Origin of the sequence: Methanobrevibacter sp. V74 (assembly GCF_963082495.1) — an archaeon.
Taxonomy (GTDB): domain Archaea; phylum Methanobacteriota; class Methanobacteria; order Methanobacteriales; family Methanobacteriaceae; genus Methanocatella.
This window is the reverse complement of sequence record NZ_CAUJAN010000001.1, coordinates 211,660-232,790: the sequence shown is the minus strand read 5'-3', so window position 1 is coordinate 232,790 and position 21,131 is coordinate 211,660. Positions and strand designations below refer to the sequence as shown.

Genomic DNA, 21,131 nt, shown 5'->3' with positions numbered 1-21,131 from the left:
CCCTCCTATACAGACTCTCTCCACTGACAATATTCATGTCTATTATCCACTAAAGAAGCGGATGCGCAGTTTTTACATCCCCTTACCGGAGAACCAGCCACTTCCTTGTTAAGAGCAATGAGGTTGGTCATCATAGTTGCAGTAATTGGTTCTGAGGTTAAAAGACATGGATAATCTGCCAATCTCATAAGTGATGAGAATCTGACAGTTATTGCACATGCAGGATAAGTGTATAATTGCGGATTCATTACAATTTCATTAGCTAAAACCGGACTTAAATCAACATCCAATCCACTAATTTTAGGCACCAGATCTTTTTTAAGTCCTGCCCTTATTTTTCTGGCTTCACTTATAGAATTAAATCCTCTGTAGATCATGTCCATAAAGTCACAGTTGTGCAATTCGGCAGCAGCCCCTCTAGTAGGATACAGCTGTACATAATTGTGGAATCTTTTTGAAAATAAGTCAACTACCATTGGTGCATTAAATCCATCCAATTCTAAAATAAATTCTGTTGCACATGCAGATGAACCAGTAGCGAGATTTAACACATTTGATGGAGATTGATACTTATCCAAATTATTTCTTAATGTTGACTCAATAACATCAGCTGTTGCTTGAACAATAGCTAATGTCACATCATCTTTACACATGTTATAAGTAGATTGACCAATATGATGTCCAATGTCCCCAACACAATATGCAGGTACGGTTACAATGTTTCCATAGTGTACACCATCATCCATCGCAGCTTTAACAGCTTTTGTCATGGCTTTTTTATATTTGGTCATGTAATCTCTTACATCAAAAGATGAATGTTCAGCATCATCCATTAAAGTACCTTGTCCTTCAATAGGAGTCTTATAAATCATTTGCAAGGTTGCAACTTCATTTTCAGTTGCTTCTGCAGCGGTTGCACCATCTTCTAAAGCATTAGCAAATGCATCACCAATACCATAGGAGGTATTCATACCCCATGATTTTGCAGATAAAATTGCTTGCTTGTGAGCTACGGGAATGTCAGTTTTTTGTAAAATTTGATTTACAACATTACTTGTACTTCCAGGCATTAAAGCAAAGTCTACAACACAAGTAGGTCCATAGAATCCCCCATATCTTCTAATTGCTTCTTTTGACACAATAGCTTCTGAATCTGCAATAGCTTGTATAAATTTATCAACACTGTCTGCAAATTCCCCATCTTCATCACATAATATTTCTAAAACTGGAGGAGTTTGAAAATGTTCAATGAAAGGATCATCTTCACATTTTAAAGTATCAGCAATAGAAGATAAAATCTCAAAATGGTTTTTAACAGATTCCTTGTGTAAATTTATAACAGATTCCGCCTGACCATCAAATACTGTCATATTTGAAACAGCATCAGCATATGGTTTTGCATCAACAATTTTAAAGTTTTTGTATCTATTTTCTGATATAACAGCAACATCTGCTTTTTGAGCAGCCATTGCCTCGTCAATCATTTTTTCATATAACTCTCTCATATTATCACCTAGGCAATAAGTGTATCCAAGCATAAACTTTCAATACACCTAGATAATAATAAATTATTCAACATATTATATAAATCTGTTTAAATAATCAGAGAAAATAAAAAAAATCAAAAAAAAATGTTTATAAAACAGATTAAAAAATGAATAAATTTAAAAAAAATAATGAAAAATAAGAGGTTAATATAAATTATAATTAATAAATTAAACAGCGTCAGAACCTCTCTCACCAGTCCTGATTCTGATGACCTCTTCTACATCTGAGACAAAAATTTTACCATCCCCAACATCTCCGGTTCTTGCACTTTCAACAATGACATCAATAATTCTATCCAAATCATTCTCATTGACAATTAATTCAACCCTTGTTTTTGGAATTAAATCAATGCAATAACTAGAACCTCTGTAAGATTCTCTAATGCCTAACTGTCTTCCCTTTCCTTTTACAGCAGAAACATTCATTCCCTCACAACCTGCTTCTAAAAGTGCCATTTTAACATTTTCAAACATTTCTTCTCTTATTACTGCGATAATTCTTTTCATAATATCCCAAACATTGTTAAAGTCTGTATCCTGATTCCTGATGTAGTGCTGAATCAAGACCGGTAATTTCTTCTCTATCGTTTACTCTCAATCCCATAATAATATCTAATGCTTTTGCTATTAAAAGACTTACTGCAAATGCATAAATTGCAGTTGCAGCAACAGCTATTATTTGAAGTGTTAGCTGACTGGGGTTTCCATAAAAAAATCCCGCCACCCCATTTATTGCAGGGGATGCAAATAAACCAGTGGCAATCAATCCCCAAACGCCAGAAAGTCCATGAACACCAAATACATCCAATGCATCATCATAACCAAATCTTGCTTTAAGATTGTAAACAGCAAAGTAAGAAATTAAAGATGCACCTAAACCTATTACTATTGAACCTGAAAGAGAGACATAACCTGCAGCAGGAGTAATGGCGACCAATCCTGCAACTGCACCAGTGATTGCCCCTAAAACTGTTGGCTTTCCAACTTTGAAATAATCCAAAGCCAGCCAAGTAAGCATTGCAACAACTGCAGCAGTATTAGAAACTAAAATTGCAGAACCTGCTAAACCATTAGCTGCAAGTGCAGATCCTCCATTGAATCTCATCCATCCGAACCATAAAAATCCAGCTCCTAAAATCGAATAGCCTAAATTATGGGGAAGTAATGAAACATCTTTTCTTTTTCCTAATATCAATGCTAATGCAAGAGCTGAAAAACCAGAGTTAACCTCAACTGGAACTCCTCCGGCAAAATCAACCGCACCTAAGTTCATTAACCATCCTCCACCCCATATCCAATGGCAAATTGGAATATAAACCAAACTAACCCATAAAATTGTAAATATAATCCATGCTTTTGTTTTCATCCTTCCAACAACTGCACCAGCTACAATAGCTGCGGTTAAAGCTGCAAATGTTAGTTCGAATCCTGCAAAAACCAGTGTTGGAATGGTTCCTGTTAATGAATCAACTCCAATTCCATCCATAAACAAACTAGCAGGTATTCCAATAAAATCTCCCAAACTTGAGGTTGAAAATGAAAATTGATAACCATACAAAATCCAAATTAAGCTAGCTATTGCAAATGCAATCAATGATAAAAACATTGAGTTTAGAACGTTTTTTCTTTTTGATAAACCACCATAAAAAAATGTTATTCCCAGAACACTCATCAATAAAACCAATATTAATGAAACTAGCATCCAAGCAGTATTTCCTGTACTTAAAACCATAATAATCACTAAATAAATTAACGGAAGTATAACGTCGGAATATACCTTCCGACAATATATTATAAAAAAATACTATATAAATGTTAATGAAAATTTAAAAAAATAATAATAAAAAGAAGAAATTATTTACCAATATCCTCTACTAATTCTTTAGCATAAGGAGTGATATTTTCATCAAGCATACGATCTAAAAACTCACCTGTGTAAGTTCCAGCCTTAGCAATCTCCTCAGGAGTTCCAGTAGCAATAACCTCTCCACCACCATCTCCCCCTTCAGGACCAAGATCAATAATATGATCCGCAGTTTTAATAACATCCAAATTATGTTCAATAACAACAACAGAGTTACCTGCATCAGTCAATCTATAAAGTACATCCAAAAGTCTTTTAATATCATCAAAGTGAAGACCAGTAGTTGGTTCATCAAGAATGTATAATGTTTTACCAGTGCTGGTTCTTGATAACTCTTTAGACAACTTAATTCTTTGAGCTTCCCCACCAGACAATGTTGTTGCAGGTTGACCTATCTTCATATATCCTAATCCAACATCATATAATGTTTGAAGTTTCTTAGTGATTTTAGGAATGTTTTCAAAGAATTCTAAAGCTTCTTCAACAGTCATTTCTAAGACTTCATAAATGTTTTTACCTTTATAACGAATATCTAAAGTCTCTTCATTGTATCTTTTACCACCGCAAACTTCACAAGGAACATAAACATCAGCTAAAAAGTGCATTTCAATTTGAACAATACCATCACCAGAACAAGCTTCACATCTTCCTCCTTTAACATTAAATGAGAACCTTCCAGGTTTATAACCTCTTGCTTTTGATTCAGGAGTATTTGCAAATAACTCACGAATATCAGTAAATACACCAGTGTATGTTGCAGGATTTGATCTGGGAGTTCTTCCAATAGGTTTTTGATCAATTGCAATAACTTTATCTATGTTTTCAAGCCCTTCAATTTCTTTATATTTGCCGGCAAACATGAATTTTTTAGATAATTTGCCCTGAGCTCCCTTGTATAGGATTTCATTAATCAAACTACTTTTACCAGAACCACTAACACCAGTTACACAAGTAAATTTACCTAGAGGGATTTCAACATCAATATTTTTAAGATTGTTTTGTTCAGCTCCAATAATTTTAATAAATTTCCCATTCCCATGTCTCCTCTGTTTTGGTATGTCAATTTTTTTAACCCTTGAGATGTATTGGCCTGTAACTGAATCGGGATTATTCATTATATCCAATGGTGTTCCTTGAGCTACGACTTTACCGCCATGCTCACCGGCTCCCGGACCAATATCTACAACATGATCTGCTGATAAAATGGTTTCTTCATCGTGTTCGACAACCACTAAAGTATTACCTAAGTCTTTAAGTCTTTTTAATGCATCAATAAGTTTGATATTATCCCTTTGATGAAGCCCTATACTTGGTTCGTCTAAAATGTATAATACTCCAACAAGTCCAGAACCTATTTGAGTAGCTAATCTAATTCTTTGAGCTTCACCACCTGATAATGTACCTGATGATCTTGACATGGATAAATAATCAAGGCCCACTTCAACTAAAAAACTTAAACGCTCTTTGATTTCTTTTAAAACCTCTTTTGCGATGAAATTTTCTCTTTCACTTAATTCCAAATCTTGGAAAAATTGATATGAATCTTTGATTGCTAAATCACACACATCAATGATTGATTTTCCGCCAACAGTGACTGATAATACTTCAGGCCTTAAACGCTTGCCGTCACAGACATAACATTTCCTATCGGACATGAATTTTGAGAGATATTTTCTTGAATAGCTTGATTTAGTTTCAAAGTATAATCTTTGCATTCTTGGAACGACACCCTCAAATTTACGATTAACCATATAAGATTTATTTCTTCTTTTAAAATTGAATGGGATCTTCTCATCACAACCAAAAAGAATTATGTTTTGATATTCCTTATCAAGTTCATTAAATGGAACATCCATGCTGAAATTAAAATGTTTAGAAACGGCATCAAGCATTTGGAAGTAATAATTTTCTTTTTTAGCCGAACTTGCCCATGGCACAATAGCTCCTTCATTTAAAGTTAATGACCTGTCCGGAACTACCAAATCCGGGTCAATTTCTAATTTAGAACCAATACCATTGCATTCTGGACATGCTCCTTGTGGAGCATTGAAGGAAAACATCCTTGGAGTCAATTCTTCAAAGTTTATTCCACAATCAACACAAGCAAAATGTTCAGAGTATTTTTTCTCATACTCCCCATCATCACCGTCAAATAACACACTAATTAATCCGTCTGTGAATTCCGCTGCAGTTTCTAGAGAATCAACCAATCTCCTTTTAAAATCAACATCTTTTCTAATTTTTAATCTGTCAACAACAACATCAATATTGTGCCTGTAAGTCTTTGCAAGACCAATATCCTCATCTAAATCACGGATTTTCCCATCAACACGAACCCTTACAAATCCTTTATTTCTAAGGTCCTCAAAAACGTCTTTGAATTGACCTTTTTTATCACGAACTACAGGAGATAAAATTTGAATTTTAATTCCTTCCCCTTCTTCAATGATAGTCTCAGCAATTTGGCCGATAGTCTGTTGTGAGATTTCTTTTCCACAATTAGGACAATGCGGAATACCGATTCTTGCAAATAATAATCTTAAATAATCGTAAATTTCAGTAATTGTACCTACAGTAGATCTTGGATTTTCCCTTGTAGTTTTCTGGTCAATTGAAATGGCTGGAGACAAACCCTCTATGGATTCCATTTCAGGCTTTTTCATTTGACCTAAAAATTGCCTTGCATAAGCTGATAATGATTCAACATATCTACGCTGTCCTTCAGCATAAATTGTATCGAAAGCAAGTGAAGACTTTCCAGACCCGCTTAGACCGGTAATTACAATAAATTCATCACGGGGGACGCTAACATCAATATCTTGTAAATTATGTTCACGTGCACCTTTGATGATAATTTGCTTTTTATCTTCATTAGTCATAATAAAACTCCATAATATTATTAGATCTGATTATATATAAAATAATTTAGACAGAGCATTTGGAAAGTAAAAATTAACATATGATTGATAATCAATAATTTATTTAAAATCAATATTGTTTTAATGTCCGGCACTTAATTGAGAAATTATCCGGTAAATCCCAATAGAATGGCATTGTTTCATCTCCAATAAGGACATCTTCAGTGATGCCGTTATCTAAAATAAATTAAAAACTACCTATCAAATCCTTTCAAGGCATAAAGCTTGTTTCTCAAATCAGCTGCCCTTTCAAAGTCAAGTCTTGCAGCCGCATCTTTCATATCTTTTTCCAGATCATTAATTAATAAACGAAGCTCATCTTTTGGCATACTATTGACATCAGCACCAATGACTTTGTATTTGTCATCTTCAACTAACTTCTCTTTTAATGTTCTTTGAGTGGATTTTGGTGTGATGCCATGAACTTCATTATATTTCATTTGCAATTTGCGCCTTTTAAGTGTAGTGTCATATGCATTTCTAACAGAATCTGTCATGTCATCCACATACATTATTACACGACCGTTAACGTTTCTTGCAGCACGGCCGATTGTCTGTATTAATGAAGTTTCATTTCTTAAAAATCCTTCCTTATCTGCATCTAAAATAGCTACTAAAGAAACTTCAGGAAGATCCAAACCTTCCCTCAATAGGTTTACACCAACTAAAACATCAAATTTGCCGCGCCTTAAATCATCTACAATGTCAATTCTCTCTAATGTATCAATTTCAGAGTGCATATATCTTACTTTAATACCAATTCTAGCATAATAATCTGTTAGGTCTTCTGCCATTCTTTTTGTTAAAGTAGTGACTAAAACTCTTTCGTCCTTCTTGGTAGTTAATCTAACCTCTTTAAGCAAATCTTCTACCTGGCCGGTTACTGGCCTTATTAAAACTTCCGGGTCCACTAAACCAGTTGGCCGGATAATCTGTTCAACAACATTTCTTGATTTTGCAAGTTCATATTTGCCCGGTGTTGCCGATACATAAATAACCTGATTTATTGATGATTCAAACTCATCGAATCTTAAAGGCCTATTTTCTTTAGCGGAAGGCAATCTGAAACCATGCTCTACTAAAGTCTCTTTACGCGCTCTGTCTCCATTATACATTCCTCTAATTTGAGGAACAGTAACGTGAGATTCATCAATGATGGTCAAATAGTCATCTGGAAAATATTTCAATAGGGAATATGGCTTTTCTCCCCATTTACGTCCTGATAAATGCATTGAATAATTTTCAATTCCCGGACAATACCCCATTTCCTGAAGCATTTCAATATCAAAGCGAGTCCTCTGCTCCAGTCTTTGAGCTTCCAATAACTTTCCAGTTGCATTTAGCTCAGACAATCTTTCATCCAATTCAGTATTAATTTTTAAAAGAGCGGTATCCATCTTATCCTGGCCAACGACAAAATGCTTTGCAGGGTAAATCATGTATCTTTTAAGGGATTCCTGCTTTTTTCCAGTGACCTTGTCAATTATGCTAATTGCATCTATTTCATCACCAAACAATTCAATTCTAATCGGCGGCGTTCCATGAACAGGATTAATTTCAATGACATCTCCTCTGACCCTGAACTGTCCACGGTCGAATTCAATATCATTTCTCTCATACTGCATGAAAATCAATCTTTTTAGAATTTCAGACCTATCATAAATGTCGCCAACATGAATTCCGAAAGCAAATTCGCCATAATCCTCAGGAGACCCAATACCATAAATACAACTTACACTACTTACAACAATAACATCATCTCTTGAAAGGAGAGATTGGGTTGCTGAATGTCTCATTATATCAATGTCTTCATTAATTGAAGCTTCCTTATCAATGAATGTATCCGTTCTTGGCACATATGCTTCAGGCTGGTAATAATCATAATAGCTAACAAAGTACTCAACAGCGTTGTCTGGGAAGAATTCTTTAAATTCTTCATATAATTGTGCTGCCAATGTTTTATTATGTGAAATGACAAGTGTAGGTTTTTGGACTTTTTCAATGACATTTGCCATTGTAAAAGTCTTACCAGAACCGGTTACACCTAAAAGTGTTTGTTCTTTTACATCATCATTTATTCCTTGAGCTAAAGAGTTAATGGCTTTTGGTTGATCGCCTAATGGATTATAAGGTGATTTTAATTTGAATTCCTTCATAATATCAGTTGGAAATTGAAATATTGAAACTAATATGTATGTATCTCGGAGCACAGCAAGGAACAACTTTTTCATCCCTTATTGATAAATCCCCATAATTTTTAAATCTTTTTTCTAAATCCTTTTTAATATTACCTACAACATCTTCATTGTAAACCCTAAGAGAACCTAAAAATACTGTTTTTGAAGACATATTCATTACAGAAACCCCATCAACAACATCAGGTTCACTATACTTAGCCAAAATATTATTTGATTCCTCAGTTAATTCTTTTTTAATAGTTTCTTTATCCATTTTACTGCCTCAATGCATCTGCAATCGCTTTTGCAATAGATACCCGTGAAGTGTCAGAAGATAAGGTGTTAGTTCCAATGATTTTATCAGCACCAGCAGAATAAATTCTGGTAGCTCCGTTATTGGTTAAAATTGGATGTACGCAACATACATCGATTGATGAAGCGCCATATTGTTTTAAGATGTTAATAGCATTAACAATAGTTCCTCCAGTTGCTATAATATCATCAATAATAATTGCATGCATTCCCTTTACGCTATCAACATTAACAGTGTTTTCACTCTCACTATCACATCTAACATCAACTATTTTAGTTTCGACTTTATCAGGCCCCAAACGGACTTTAGTTAAATAAGTGCATTCACATCCGATAATTTCAGATATCTCCTGTGCAAAACCGTAGGCCCCTTTATCCGGTGCGATAATTAATGGTTTTTCACCACTTTTTTTAAAGTATTTTTTATCCAAGTATTCTGCAATAGCAGGCATGGCTGATATGTTTCTTGCAGGGATGTCGAAAAAGTTTAAAACACATTCTTCATGAATATTGAAAGTGATAAACTCATCAGCACCGGCCGCTTGAATTAAATCACAGACGATTTTAGCTGAAATTGTTTCGCCGGGATTGAATCGTTTTTCTTGTCTTGCATAACCCATATAAGGAACAACGACTTTGACTTTTTTTGCTCCCAAATCCTTAAGGTTTGAAATTATAAATAATAATTCCATTAAATTTTCATCTTGAGGATATCCTGTTGATTGAATAATTGTTACTTCGTCTTCAATTTCTCCAATAATTCTTAAATATCTTTCTCCATCTGGAAACTTTCGAGTTTCAACATAACATAACTCTTCTGAGAGTTCTTTTGCAACATTAGCTGCTAAGTCTTGTGAAGATGAACCGCCTATAATCACATTATCACCAAAATTTCTATGAATTTATATATGTTTTAATTCATTAAAAAAGTTAAGTATTAATATTTAAAATTCTTAAAAGAATAATTATGAAAAAGATACATTTTATCCTTATAGGAATTGTAGTGATGGTCTTGTTATTATCAACAATTACTATAAATAGTCCTGTGATAGTGGTTGCAGAAGATGCAGAGGAAGATGCAAGTATCGATATGGCCGCATCATTTTCCATAACTGGATTTGAATGGATTTATCCCGGAAATTCCATTAATTCACAAGGACAAACATTGCATAATGTCCATATAAACAATCCTGAAGATCCATATGGGGCTGTAAAGGAAATTATGGAATACAGTTATAATAAGAGTCCTCATTTAATCGTCAGTGTAAACAATCATGCTGCTCAAGCCATTTTCGGTTTTGGCATAGTGGACAACATTAGGTCAAATGATGCATACAATGGTTATGCAAGCAATGAAAATGTTGCCGGAACCATGTCCAGAGGAGATTCCATGAGTGTTGCAATGCTTCAAAATGGAATTAACGTTCCTATGATTCCAATACAAATATTGTTAGGAAACATCAAATTTATCCCAGTTTAATTATTCATTTTTAATGAAGCATAACATAAAACGAGAGCGCTACACCAAAAAGAGATATTACCATCATAATCATGCCATGCTTTCTTAAGGTTGGATGAGGTGATTGAACCAGATAAAATGGCATGAAAAAACCGAAGAATGTGAAAACTGCCAAATTAGTATGTTTTGAAATAAGACCCACTACAAAACCACACCAAGACAAAAATATAGTTACAATATAAGCTGCAATAAGTGCTTTTTTATTTATTTGAAGTTGATCTGATTTGTAAACATAAATCTGTTTAGGTTTAATTCCTTCAACAAGTGGAGTTCCACATTTAGCACAATAATCATAATCATCCTGATTAACAAAATCACAATTTTTACATATTCTTGTCATTAGTTAAAGTTAATATGTTTTAATATATAACTATTTTTCTAATATCACAGCGATTTCGCGAAAAGGCCTATTCAAATAATCAATATTATTTAATTGGGAGTAGTATTCAAATCCTAATTTTTCTAAAACTCTCTTAGACTGGATATTTTCACTTTTATATGTTGCAAAAATTCGTTTAATGTTTAACTGATTAAAAGCTCTTGAAATTAATGCCTTAGAGGCTTCGCTCGCATATCCTCTACCCTGATATTGACTGCCTATCCAATAACCAAGTTCAGCTGAATCCTCCCCCCACCAATGATTAGTGTCCGGGTGAATTAAAAGCTCGGCACAACCTATTAAATCATCATTTTTAGTTACTGCATAACATTCATCACGAGCAAATACTGTATTAATAATATTCAAGCTATAGTCAATGCTTTTGTGAGGTGGCCAACCTGCAACAGGACCAATGTTTGGATTTTTAGCCAGATTGTAGAGAGATTCGGCATCCGATTTGTGCCAATGCCTTAAACAGAGATTTTTTGTTTTTATAATCATCTATATAAAATTTGTTTTATGAAATTATAAAATTAACCGATAAACACAATTAATTACTATAATCAATAAAGATTTAGACATGAAAGTTCAGGATGGCATAATTGGTTTTATTGTTGGAGATGCACTTGGAGTTCCTGTCGAGTTTAAATCAGGAAAAACACTTAGGAAAAATCCTGTCACTGGTATGAGAGGTCATGGCACATATAATCAGCCTAAAGGAACCTGGTCTGATGATTCTGCAATGACACTTGCTACAATGGACAGCATCGTGGAAAAAAATGGAATTGACCTGGAAGATATGATGATTAAATTCTGTGACTGGCATAATTATGCCAAATATATGCAAGGCAGCGTAGTATTCGATTGCGGGATAACTGTTGGAACGGCTATTGCTAATTATCAAAGAGGAATTCCCGCATTAAAATCCGGATGTGGAGAAGAGCAAGACAATGGAAATGGTTCCTTAATGAGAATTTTGCCGCTATCATACATTGGAGATATTGATTATGAGACTATTGAAAATGTTTCAGCTTTAACCCATGCCCATGCAAGGTCAAAGATTGCCTGCGTACTATATGTCGAAATAGCTAAATCCATGCTTAAAAACAATTTAACAATTGAAGAACACCTTCATTTAGCATATGATAAAATTAAAGAATATTATAAAGATTCCAATCAACTAATATACTTTGAAAAGATATTCAACAATGATTTGGATTGCTTAAGTGGCAAAGGTTATGTGATTTATACCTTTGAATGTGTTGTGCATTCACTTCTTACAACTGACAATTACAAAGATGCAGTACTTGAAGCTGTAAATATTGGCGGAGACACTGATACGAATGCGGCTATTTGCGGCGGTTTAGCTGGAATTTATTATGGTTATGATTCGATACCTGTAGAGTGGATCGGTGAAATTGATAAAATTGAGGAAGTAAAATCATTATGTGAAAAGTTCGAGGCGATTTGTGATGAACATTGGTGAAACTATTAAAAATATTAGAGCTACATGCGATAATTATATTGACCCTAATTTACTTGCTTTTGTCATTGATGATGAAAATTACATGAAAACAAATAATATCCTGGAGATGAAAGGTTATGGAATAACAGATGAGGACTCATATGAAGAGAAACTCATTAAAATCCATGAAAATGAAAATATATTCCTCCCATACGGTATGATGACATTTGTACCTGTTTTGAATGAATGCGACATATTTTCTATTAAAGACTATAACCTACAGCTCACACAGGAAGAATTTGATACATATAGTGACCCTGAAGAAAAATTATTCGGGATCTTAGTTAAAAAAGGCTCCCAAGAATATGTTATCGGGAAAAGTGACATTTGCAGTTGCAACATTGATTCAAACTTTGAAAAAATGGAAGAAAGTGACTGTGAATTTTATAAAACAATTAAAGAAATTATAGATAGCAAAATTATCTATTAACTATATTTCTTTTTATTTTTTCCCACATTGCTTGTTCTTCGCCGCAGCCAGACATCATAACATAATCGTAGTTGGAATGTGTAGCCAACTCTGTTAATTTTTTAATTTTAACATCCATTTCCTTATAACTCAATGGATAAAAATCAACATTATCAAATTCTTTTTTAATCAAATTATAATATTCTTCGGCTTTTTTTACAGATTTTCTTCCCGGAACAACAATTATATGTTCGGGATTTAGACATTCAATTGTTTTTAGATGGTCCTGAAATATTTCTTCCTCATATTCATCAGGAGTAGTATAAATAAATTCCAATGGTTCCTTAATAAATTGACTCATAAACAATCCATTTATTTTTAATGCGTCTCCATTATCTCCCTGACCTAAACCGATGACTTTCTGATTAAATTTGACAACTTCAAATCTTCCAGGTGGAATAAATGAGCTGTCTAAATTGTCAAATACATTTTTAATAGTATTCTCTATATTATCAATTTTTGGTGTGAATGATGCATATGCAGTAATTGCAGCTAATGTATTGTAGATATTGTGAAATCCGAATGGAAGAACATTCAATTCCAATTCAAAAGAAACATTTTCTTTTGCAGGATAATTAAATAAATCACCCTCAATTTCTAATTTCCAATAATCGACTCCGAACTCAATGTCGCATAATTTGACATTTGGTTCTGGACGTTTGAATCCGCATTCACATTCATAAAATCCCCTATGATTCATGAATACTTTAGAGTAATTTAAGTCATGTTCATTACATTTAGGGCATTTTACTGAGCCTACATCATAGATATCTTTTATTTTATCAGTATCAATTCCATAATAATTGATTTTAACTCTATCCTGTTTATTAATACCTATTAATGCAGTTCTTGGATCATCACAATTAGTTACAATCACTCCATGTTCCATATCTTGTGTTAACAATTTTTTCGCATGGTAATATGATAAAAACGGGTTTTTAACCCCATTAACTTGAGTATGTTCTTTAGAAATAGTCGTGTAAACTACACCAATTGGTTTTAGAACATTTTGAACTTTATCGGGAATTCCGAATTCGACATTTCTTATCCCATATTCAAATACACCCAAATCCCCTTTCTGTTTTAAAAGACTAGTTGTGATTGAATTGATTGTATTGCTTTCAAAACTTTTTCTTATTTTCAGATCATTAGATAATAATTTAATTAAAAAAGTTGTTGTAGTTGTTTTACCATTAGTACCTGTTACTAAAATAGAACCTAATTTAAGTTCATTAGCCAATTCCCTCAAAGATTCGATTCCACCAACTTTTAAAAATATATACCCTGGTATAGCTTTACCTTCACCAGAACCATACTTAGCCAATTGTGAAGTAGCTTTACTAGTTAATTTAGCAAAATTAAATCTAAATTTTCTCACCATGTGAGTATTTTAGATTTAAAAAATATATAAAGTTAATTATATGCATAAAATAGATGTCGGAACATGATTATTTCGCGTTCAGAATAAATTATAATTTCCAAATTTTACTTATTTTTGAACTGTTAGAGCAAGGAATCATATAATATTATTCAAATAAGTTATACAAAATTTTGAGCCATGTCACGTCCCCAATATAAATAAAAAAAATAGTTAAACCCAACTAATGAGTAGTTGGATTGTTTAAATTAGTTTGTGGAACTTTTTTAACAACTTTAGACCCGATGTTTTTCATTTTTTCAATTAGTTTATCTTTACTGGATCCGCTAATTAAAATATTTTCCAAAACATCACTTAGAGTTTCAGTTGGGATTATTTCAATCATATCTTCATATTTTTTCTCAATCATAACATCTTTTAGGTTAGATTTTGGAATCAATACTTTTTTCATTCCAGCTTCCGCTGCCGCTTCAATTTTAGCAGTTGCTCCACCAATAGGCATTACATCTCCACGCACATTAAGTGAACCGGTTAATGCTACAGTTTGATCAATCGGGATTTCTTCAATAGCTGAAATTACTGCTGTTGCAATACTTACACTGGCAGAATCCCCTTCCACACCATCATAAGTTTGGATAAACTGAATGTGAATATCATATTGAGAGATATCCTTGTTGGTGTATTTTTTAATTAATGCACTTACGTTTTGAACTGATTCCTGAGCAATTTCACCTAGTTTACCTGTGGCAATGATTTGACCGCCATTTTTAGATTGGGTCGGTGCTGCTTCAGCGGCGATTGGTGATACAATACCGCTTCTGTCTCCAATTACTGCAAGTCCGTTAATAAGACCAACCCTTCCACCTTCAGCAGAAACCATACTATAATCTTTTCTTTGAACAATGGATCTGTCAGCAATTTGTTGTTCCAATGTTCTTGCGTATTTTTTAGCTTCAACCACATGTTCGGCAGTTACAATACTTTCTCCTTTTTCAATAGCCACATCACCTGCAGAACGTACAAGCCCGCCTAAGTCCCTTAACCTTAAAGTTAATGCATTTTGTTTACCTGATCTTCTTTTGGCTTCCATGATAATTTCATCTAAAGCATCAATTGCAAAATGAGGAATCCTTCCATCATTTTTAACTTCCTGAGCTACGAATTGAACTAATTTTTCTCTGTTCTCAGTCGTGTCCTCCATGTAATCTTTCATGAACACTTCGTAACCATATCCCCTAATTCTAGATCTCATTGCAATATGCATTCCTTCAAGAACTTGAAGGTTTCCGGATGCCACTAAAACAAAATCACATGGTGCCGCTTGGGACCTCACCATTGCTCCACTTGAGTTTTCACTTTGACCGGTGATAGAATATTGTTTTTCCTGCATTGCAGATAACAATTCTTGTTGAGTTTTCATGCTCATTGTACCAATTTCATCAATGTATAAAACCCCTTTATTAGCTTTGTGAATCATTCCCGCTTCCACACGTTCATGTGCTGGAGTTCCAAGCCCTCCGGATTGATATGGATCGTGGCGTACATCTCCAAGGAGTGCACCAGCATGTGCTCCAGTCGCATCCATAAATGGTGCAAATCTTGATTCTTCATTGTTAACTAATAATTTTGGAGCCATGCTTGTATTTTTTGGTTTGATTTGGATAGATATAAGTAAAATTAACGCCGCTGCAATAATAGATTCCAGCAATCTGCCATACATAAATCCGATTACCAATATCCCACCAATTACAAACATTGTAATAATGGTTTTTCTTTCTTCATGACCTTTTGCAGATCCTTTTGTTGCTTTTACAATTTTTTTACCTTCCCCAGCAGGAACTGACCTTATAAGTGGATGATTGTTATCTTCCATGTTAGGATATACCAACACGTCCTGAAGACTTTCATGTGGCAAAATTTGCGCCATACCTTTTGCAAGCATTGATTTACCTACACCAGGATCACCTATAAGCAAAACATTCCTTCTTTGTTTAGCTGCCTTTTTAATTGTTTCAATAGACTCTTCATGTCCAATTACCTGATCAATTAATAAGGGTGGAACTTCAATATCTTGTGAACTTTTAATATTATCATAATCTAACATGGGTTGGTTTTCTTCACTTTCACCAGTTTCTTTTATTTCCGGCTCAACAATTTCTTCACTTTGAGAATCTTCAATGGATTCTTGCTCTTCAAATTTCATTAATAAACCTCCCTTTTAATAGAATTCATCATTAAAAAATTAAGTTTGATATACTATTTAAATATTTATTTAAACTTAAGATATATAAAAAGTTTTCTATTTTAGTAAACAAAAGTAACTAAAAGAATTAACTTTTCGACATCATGTACAAATATGTACATTTCAAACAGTTAGATAGGATTGGATGATTACTCATCCGCACCCTCTCGAGAACCGTACGTGTATCTTTCGATACATACGGCTCAAATAGACCTTTATCTGAAAATATTTGCAGTCGATAGTCTTCTTTTGTAAAAGTAATCATATTTGCTTTTGTCCAAAGGCGAATAGTTATGTTTAATCATTGTATGCCTTTCAATATTAGTCCATGACATTTTATTCAACTGTTTACCTGTATTTGAGTCAGTTAAAATCCATTTATCTTGATGTTCATCATCTTTCTCAGGTCTGGGGAAATATTTATTAACTATCCAACCAGAACTTTTATTAGGATGAAGATGATTTAGGAATTTCCAATTTTTCTTCCAAATATAATTGTCAAGATTTGAAAATGCTTTAGAAGAAGCCATAGGTTTCCAAAATTCTGCAATGCCATCAAGCACTGGGTTTAACTTATCAATGAGATATTCCACATTCTGTCCCTTAGCATATTCGAAGATATCTTTAATTTTGGCTTTAGCCTTTTTAACAGAGTCTTTTGATGGTTTAATAATGCATTTATTATCTCTTTCGATTTTAACATTAAAACCTAGGAAATCAAATCCTTTAAAGATGGTTGTGAAACAAGTTTTGTCTTCAGAGAGGATTAAACCTCTCCTATCCAAATATTCTTTAAGAATGTTAGGTATTGCTTCTATATCTTCCTTATTTCTTGCAAATATAAGAAAATCATCGGCATACCTCACAACCCGATATTTTCCACGAGTAATAAAAGTCATATAACCTTTACTGCTATGGTATTCATAATATGAAATATTTAAACAGTTTTCTAATCCATGTAAGGCAATATTTGCTAGCAATGGCGATAACAACCCTCCTTGTGGAGTTCCTTGATTGGTGGAGAAAAATTCTCCATTTTCCACATATCCAGCTTTAAGAAACTTTTCAACCAATCCGACATACGGAAATCCTTTTAATTGTTCCATGATGAATTCATGGCTTAATGTATCGAAGCATGCCTTGAAATCGCCCTCGAATACATAATTGAATCTGCGATAATGTATGTCATGGAAAATTCTTTCCATTGCATCATGAACTCGTCTTGCAGGCCTAAAACCATAACTTATAGGTTCAAAACGAGCTTCCCATTGCGGCTCCAAGACTAAACGAAGTAATTCCTGATAAACTCTGTCAATAATGGTAGGAATACCAAGAGAACGAGTTTTACCATTACTTTTCGGAATTTGAGTCCTATACACAGGCTTGGGGTTATGTTTGTTTATATTTCTATTTATTATCTTAATAAACAATTTTCCTCGTTCAGCATCGCTTAATGCAAGATATCTATCCACACCAGGAGTTCTTTTACCTTTATTTGTCTGTGTAACCCTTTTAATTGCTACTTTTAATGCGGCAGGGCTACGAACTAACATTCGCTGTAAATCTCTAACTTTTCGACTATCACCTTCACTTTCGGCACGAAATATCCTAAATCTTTGTTTATTTACATACTTATAGGTCTTCTTCCAATCAGTATCAGACCATAGCGTAGCGTATGATGTTGTGGACTCTAAAACAATGTTGTTTTGAGCATAACTCAACTTTATCACCATCCTTTTAACAAACAAACATTAATAGTTTTATTTACACGTTGTCTACTCTTTGAAAGTTAGCCATGTTTCCATGCCTACCACAAAAGGGCAGGTATCCGTTCACAGTTAATAATTTCCCTGTTTTCCTGCTATCTTTCGATAATTAACGGCTTTCGCTTTTTTCAAAATCCTCTACCACCTGAAGAATTCCACTTCATTCGCAATCCGCTTACCTAAAAAAAAAGAGTCTTCTTTTAGGACTTCAAATGGCTTACCGGGTTAATCTCCCATCAGATACGAATAAGGTAAGGTCCGAACTTTACACCGGCAATTCTACGGGTTGTGCGTTATAAGCATAAGTAAAGTACTTATTTCCTAATTGCAATCGATAGTAGCACTCTTTATAGTGCTTTGTATCCTACCTATCGTCATTTGTCACGATGCTTGCATTCGTTCACTTTAATTAACCATTCTTATTCTTCCTCTAGCCCTGACAACACTGGATACTAGTGTTTCATTAGACATTTTGCTCATGCAACTTCTTAGGCTCGTTACCAAGCTAAGAATTTCACAGGAGGAAATCCCAACACAACAGGGATTAAAACAACTTCATACAAGAAGTGTCTCACTGATACAAGAGTAGGGAAAAAGGAGACCCTATCCCGTCGCACTTACTTTTCAAATGCTCTCGGACAAGTTAAAAGGTAGTTAAAAATGATATATGAAAACATGAGCGACCTGAAAGAAGAATACTGCATCAGAATAGACTAAAAAAAGAAATGCACAACCAATCACCTACATGTTGAAACACCATGAACGGTTCCAGAAAACAACATTGGCTGAATTGATTGAAGAAGATAAAGGAGCAAGATGAAAACACAGAAAACTAAAAAGGAGACTGATAAGCTACAACAATCATCTCCAGCAGACAATGATGTATTCATCAGCTGTATTGTATCTCTCAACAGTAAAATCCTTTTACAGGTACTTTGAAATTGAAATCCACACATTATCTGGATTGAACAAAAAGAACAGCATCTTCCTGTTCAAATTAGCTTTAAGGATTTACCTGACAAGGAGGTTATCAGACAGTTCCTTGAAATCACAACACCTCTGCTTCAATCTGCAATCCTTTTTATGGTCAGCAGCGGATGCAGCGGAAAAGAAACATTGAACTGACCATACAAGACTATCTCGACAATGTTAATGAATACACCAAAGGAATAAATTTTCAGGATACACTAAGGTTTCTGGTTGAAAAAGAAAGTGAAAAACTACACGAGACTATTAAATGTTTCAAAGGAAATAAACACGAGTCTTAATTAAATAAAATAAAAAGAGTTGACATTAACATTAACAGCAAGGATTTAACAAATCAATTTTGTTTTCTACTGCGAGTATATGAATCCTTTCAGAAATTAGTTTGAATAGTTGAACACAATCGTCAATGAAAAAGATGGATGTTATGTTTCCTGTTAGTTTCGGAGTATAGTTTACATTTTGGATTTTCAAAATGTTTTTTATTATGATTTTATCTTAAACATCCTATTGGAATGACTTTTACTCCATCTTCTCTTGTTTTGGCAAATTTTCCTCCAGTTACCACTGCTAAAAATTTTGGCTCTTTAATATATAAATCAGTTTCAGAAATCGTCTTTTTAATGAGACTGTCAAGTTTTAATAAGTTTTTTACTCCTTTTTCGATTTTTGTACTTCCTAATTTAAATTCTATTAATGCATAATCTTTATTTTTTAAAGTTAATACACAATCACATTCCAAGCCGTAACGGTCTCTATAGTAGAATACTTGCCCTCCCATGGATGAAGTGTATGCGGATAAATCTCTCATGCATAAGTTTTCAAATATATGTCCGAATGTGTCTAGGTCGAACAGTAATCCCTCAGGGTCTAAATTTAACAGAGTTGTTGCTATTGAAGGGTCGATGAATTCTCGTTTATCTGATGATTTTATTGCAGATTTTGACCGTATATTCGGATTCCAGGCAGGAATATCTACTGTGACAAATAATTTGAATAGTGCTTTTAGATAATCGTCCAATGTGGAGTAAGCCATGTCGGGATAATTTCCCCTAACATCTTTTAAAATGGTTTGTTTTGTTGCTTCTGTGGAATTGTTTCATGCATATGATCTTAATATTTTTTTAGCTCGGTTTAGATCTCTTTTAACTCTATCAACTGTGGATATGTCTGATTTACAAATATTATCCACATAATTTTCACCAACAAATAACTGTGCTTCCTTATCAGTTTGTATGATGCTTTCTGGCCATCCTCCTCTACAGGTTGCAAATGCCAAATCTTCAATTGTTAATTCTGATTCAATTCCATCAATGTTCATGTCAGGATTCTTGAATAATTCCAAAATGGATATTTTACCGTTAGATTCCTTGCTTTCATATAAACTCATAGGCAGCATTGTCATTCTGCTTACGCGTCCAGTTCCTGTATGCATAATCTCATCATTGTTAATGCTTGTTGAACCTGTTAGGATAAATTGACCGTATCCTGGAGTATTATCTATTTTTGTTCTCACAGCATCCCACAATACTGGTGCGACCTGCCATTCATCAATTAATCGAGGTTTTTCACCTTCTAATAATTTTGAAGGCATTATCTCAGCTAACTCCAAATAGTTCTGCCTATTGTCTGGATCATGTAGTTGTAAAATACTTTTGGCATGTTGTTTTGCAGTTGTTGTTTTACCGCACCATTTTGGACCTTCAATAACAACTGCCCCCACCATTTTAAGTCTTTTTTCAATTGTTTCATCCAGTATTCTTTCGTAATATACTTCTGACATATTTTTTCAACCTCATTAAACTATATTTTTGTGGTTTTCTACACTATAAATTTGTGCTTTTTTATACTATATTTTTGTGGTTTTCTACACTATAAATTTGTGCTTTTTTATCATTTTCAAATTTAATCATATTGGATTGATGGTTTTTAATTTCACTTATAAGATAGTTTTTGGGAGTAATTTTATGTTTCCATTAACATAAGGTTGATAATTCAATAGCTACTTTTTTAGATTTGATTTAATGAGGTGACATTAACATTAACGGCCG

16 protein-coding genes and 1 pseudogene are annotated in these 21,131 nt (G+C 33.7%); 4 read left to right on the top strand and 13 right to left on the bottom strand.

The features are described from left to right. Positions 1 to 5: 5 nt before the first annotated feature. The 7 genes from Q9969_RS01255 to Q9969_RS01225 form a co-directional block, all read right to left on the bottom strand. The gene (locus tag Q9969_RS01255) at positions 6 to 1,505 is read right to left on the bottom strand and encodes a DUF2193 domain-containing protein (RefSeq protein WP_305553561.1); all 1,500 of its coding nucleotides are present in this window, start codon (positions 1,503 to 1,505) and stop codon (positions 6 to 8) included. Between the two features lie 210 nt (positions 1,506 to 1,715). After that, positions 1,716 to 2,054, bottom strand: coding sequence for a P-II family nitrogen regulator (locus Q9969_RS01250; RefSeq protein WP_305553558.1), 339 nt, complete (start codon positions 2,052 to 2,054; stop codon positions 1,716 to 1,718). Positions 2,055 to 2,070: 16 nt separating this feature from the next. After that, positions 2,071 to 3,282: an ammonium transporter gene (locus tag Q9969_RS01245; protein ID WP_305554129.1), complete on the bottom strand. Its 1,212-nt coding sequence runs from the start codon at positions 3,280 to 3,282 to the stop codon at positions 2,071 to 2,073. A 119-nt stretch (positions 3,283 to 3,401) separates the two neighbouring features. Further along, entirely contained in the window at positions 3,402 to 6,290 is a 2,889-nt protein-coding gene (gene uvrA / locus Q9969_RS01240) for an excinuclease ABC subunit UvrA (RefSeq protein ID WP_305553555.1), read from the bottom strand. Positions 6,291 to 6,523: 233 nt separating this feature from the next. Beyond that, the gene (gene uvrB / locus Q9969_RS01235; RefSeq protein WP_305553552.1) at positions 6,524 to 8,485 is read right to left on the bottom strand and encodes an excinuclease ABC subunit UvrB; all 1,962 of its coding nucleotides are present in this window, start codon (positions 8,483 to 8,485) and stop codon (positions 6,524 to 6,526) included. A 4-nt stretch (positions 8,486 to 8,489) separates the two neighbouring features. Then, on the bottom strand, positions 8,490 to 8,780 hold the full coding sequence (locus Q9969_RS01230; protein ID WP_305513289.1) for a hypothetical protein: 291 nt from the start codon (positions 8,778 to 8,780) through the stop codon (positions 8,490 to 8,492). 1 nt (position 8,781) lies between these two features. Continuing rightward, positions 8,782 to 9,696, bottom strand: coding sequence for a ribose-phosphate diphosphokinase (locus Q9969_RS01225; RefSeq protein WP_305513291.1), 915 nt, complete (start codon positions 9,694 to 9,696; stop codon positions 8,782 to 8,784). Between the two features lie 89 nt (positions 9,697 to 9,785). Here Q9969_RS01225 and Q9969_RS01220 point away from each other — a divergent pair, with 89 nt between their 5' ends. Then, the gene (locus tag Q9969_RS01220) at positions 9,786 to 10,298 is read left to right on the top strand and encodes a hypothetical protein (protein ID WP_305513293.1); all 513 of its coding nucleotides are present in this window, start codon (positions 9,786 to 9,788) and stop codon (positions 10,296 to 10,298) included. Between the two features lie 10 nt (positions 10,299 to 10,308). Here the strand turns inward: Q9969_RS01220 and Q9969_RS01215 are convergent, their stop codons facing one another. After that, a complete protein-coding gene (locus Q9969_RS01215) occupies positions 10,309 to 10,677 on the bottom strand; it encodes a zinc ribbon domain-containing protein (RefSeq protein ID WP_305513294.1) in 369 nt (122 codons plus the stop codon). Between the two features lie 30 nt (positions 10,678 to 10,707). Continuing rightward, positions 10,708 to 11,217 (bottom strand): GNAT family N-acetyltransferase, encoded by a 510-nt coding sequence (locus tag Q9969_RS01210; protein WP_305553549.1) that lies wholly within the window; start codon positions 11,215 to 11,217, stop codon positions 10,708 to 10,710. 79 nt (positions 11,218 to 11,296) lie between these two features. Here Q9969_RS01210 and Q9969_RS01205 point away from each other — a divergent pair, with 79 nt between their 5' ends. Together Q9969_RS01205 and Q9969_RS01200 are read left to right on the top strand one after the other, a co-directional pair. Further along, a complete protein-coding gene (locus Q9969_RS01205) occupies positions 11,297 to 12,202 on the top strand; it encodes an ADP-ribosylglycohydrolase family protein (protein ID WP_305513298.1) in 906 nt (301 codons plus the stop codon). Then, positions 12,189 to 12,671, top strand: coding sequence for a hypothetical protein (locus Q9969_RS01200; protein WP_305513300.1), 483 nt, complete (start codon positions 12,189 to 12,191; stop codon positions 12,669 to 12,671). Before Q9969_RS01205 ends, Q9969_RS01200 begins: the two co-directional genes overlap by 14 nt. Here the strand turns inward: Q9969_RS01200 and Q9969_RS01195 are convergent. The 3 genes from Q9969_RS01195 to ltrA form a co-directional block, all read right to left on the bottom strand. Next, positions 12,661 to 14,091, bottom strand: a complete 1,431-nt coding sequence (locus Q9969_RS01195) for a Mur ligase family protein (RefSeq protein WP_305513301.1) — start codon at positions 14,089 to 14,091, stop codon at positions 12,661 to 12,663. The two genes, Q9969_RS01200 and Q9969_RS01195, sit on opposite strands and share 11 nt — an antisense overlap. Before the next feature lie 220 nt (positions 14,092 to 14,311). Next, the gene (lonB, locus tag Q9969_RS01190) at positions 14,312 to 16,291 is read right to left on the bottom strand and encodes an ATP-dependent protease LonB (protein WP_305553546.1); all 1,980 of its coding nucleotides are present in this window, start codon (positions 16,289 to 16,291) and stop codon (positions 14,312 to 14,314) included. A 254-nt stretch (positions 16,292 to 16,545) separates the two neighbouring features. Further along, positions 16,546 to 18,051 (bottom strand): group II intron reverse transcriptase/maturase, encoded by a 1,506-nt coding sequence (gene ltrA / locus Q9969_RS01185; protein WP_305553534.1) that lies wholly within the window; start codon positions 18,049 to 18,051, stop codon positions 16,546 to 16,548. An 861-nt stretch (positions 18,052 to 18,912) separates the two neighbouring features. On the opposite strand from ltrA, the gene Q9969_RS01180 reads away from it, so the two are divergent. Further along, a complete protein-coding gene (locus Q9969_RS01180; RefSeq protein WP_305553543.1) occupies positions 18,913 to 19,035 on the top strand; it encodes a hypothetical protein in 123 nt (40 codons plus the stop codon). A 538-nt stretch (positions 19,036 to 19,573) separates the two neighbouring features. Here the strand turns inward: Q9969_RS01180 and Q9969_RS01175 are convergent. Continuing rightward, positions 19,574 to 20,863, bottom strand: a pseudogene (locus Q9969_RS01175) (DUF4143 domain-containing protein). Positions 20,864 to 21,131 lie beyond the last annotated feature (268 nt).

Excerpts from the sequence above, each read along its gene's own strand:
- lonB (WP_305553546.1), bottom strand. The coding sequence starts at position 16,291 with ATGAAATTTGAAGAGCAAGAATCCATTGAAGATTCTCAAAGTGAAGAA.
- Q9969_RS01230 (WP_305513289.1), bottom strand. The coding sequence starts at position 8,780 with ATGGATAAAGAAACTATTAAAAAAGAATTAACTGAGGAATCAAATAAT.
- Q9969_RS01220 (WP_305513293.1), top strand. The coding sequence starts at position 9,786 with ATGAAAAAGATACATTTTATCCTTATAGGAATTGTAGTGATGGTCTTG.
- Q9969_RS01250 (WP_305553558.1), bottom strand. The coding sequence starts at position 2,054 with ATGAAAAGAATTATCGCAGTAATAAGAGAAGAAATGTTTGAAAATGTT.
- Q9969_RS01255 (WP_305553561.1), bottom strand. The coding sequence starts at position 1,505 with ATGAGAGAGTTATATGAAAAAATGATTGACGAGGCAATGGCTGCTCAA.
- Q9969_RS01200 (WP_305513300.1), top strand. The coding sequence starts at position 12,189 with ATGAACATTGGTGAAACTATTAAAAATATTAGAGCTACATGCGATAAT.
- Q9969_RS01180 (WP_305553543.1), top strand. The coding sequence starts at position 18,913 with ATGAAAACACAGAAAACTAAAAAGGAGACTGATAAGCTACAACAATCA.
- Q9969_RS01205 (WP_305513298.1), top strand. The coding sequence starts at position 11,297 with ATGAAAGTTCAGGATGGCATAATTGGTTTTATTGTTGGAGATGCACTT.
- Q9969_RS01215 (WP_305513294.1), bottom strand. The coding sequence starts at position 10,677 with ATGACAAGAATATGTAAAAATTGTGATTTTGTTAATCAGGATGATTAT.
- Q9969_RS01210 (WP_305553549.1), bottom strand. The coding sequence starts at position 11,217 with ATGATTATAAAAACAAAAAATCTCTGTTTAAGGCATTGGCACAAATCG.
- Q9969_RS01195 (WP_305513301.1), bottom strand. The coding sequence starts at position 14,091 with ATGGTGAGAAAATTTAGATTTAATTTTGCTAAATTAACTAGTAAAGCT.
- uvrB (WP_305553552.1), bottom strand. The coding sequence starts at position 8,485 with ATGAAGGAATTCAAATTAAAATCACCTTATAATCCATTAGGCGATCAA.
- uvrA (WP_305553555.1), bottom strand. The coding sequence starts at position 6,290 with ATGACTAATGAAGATAAAAAGCAAATTATCATCAAAGGTGCACGTGAA.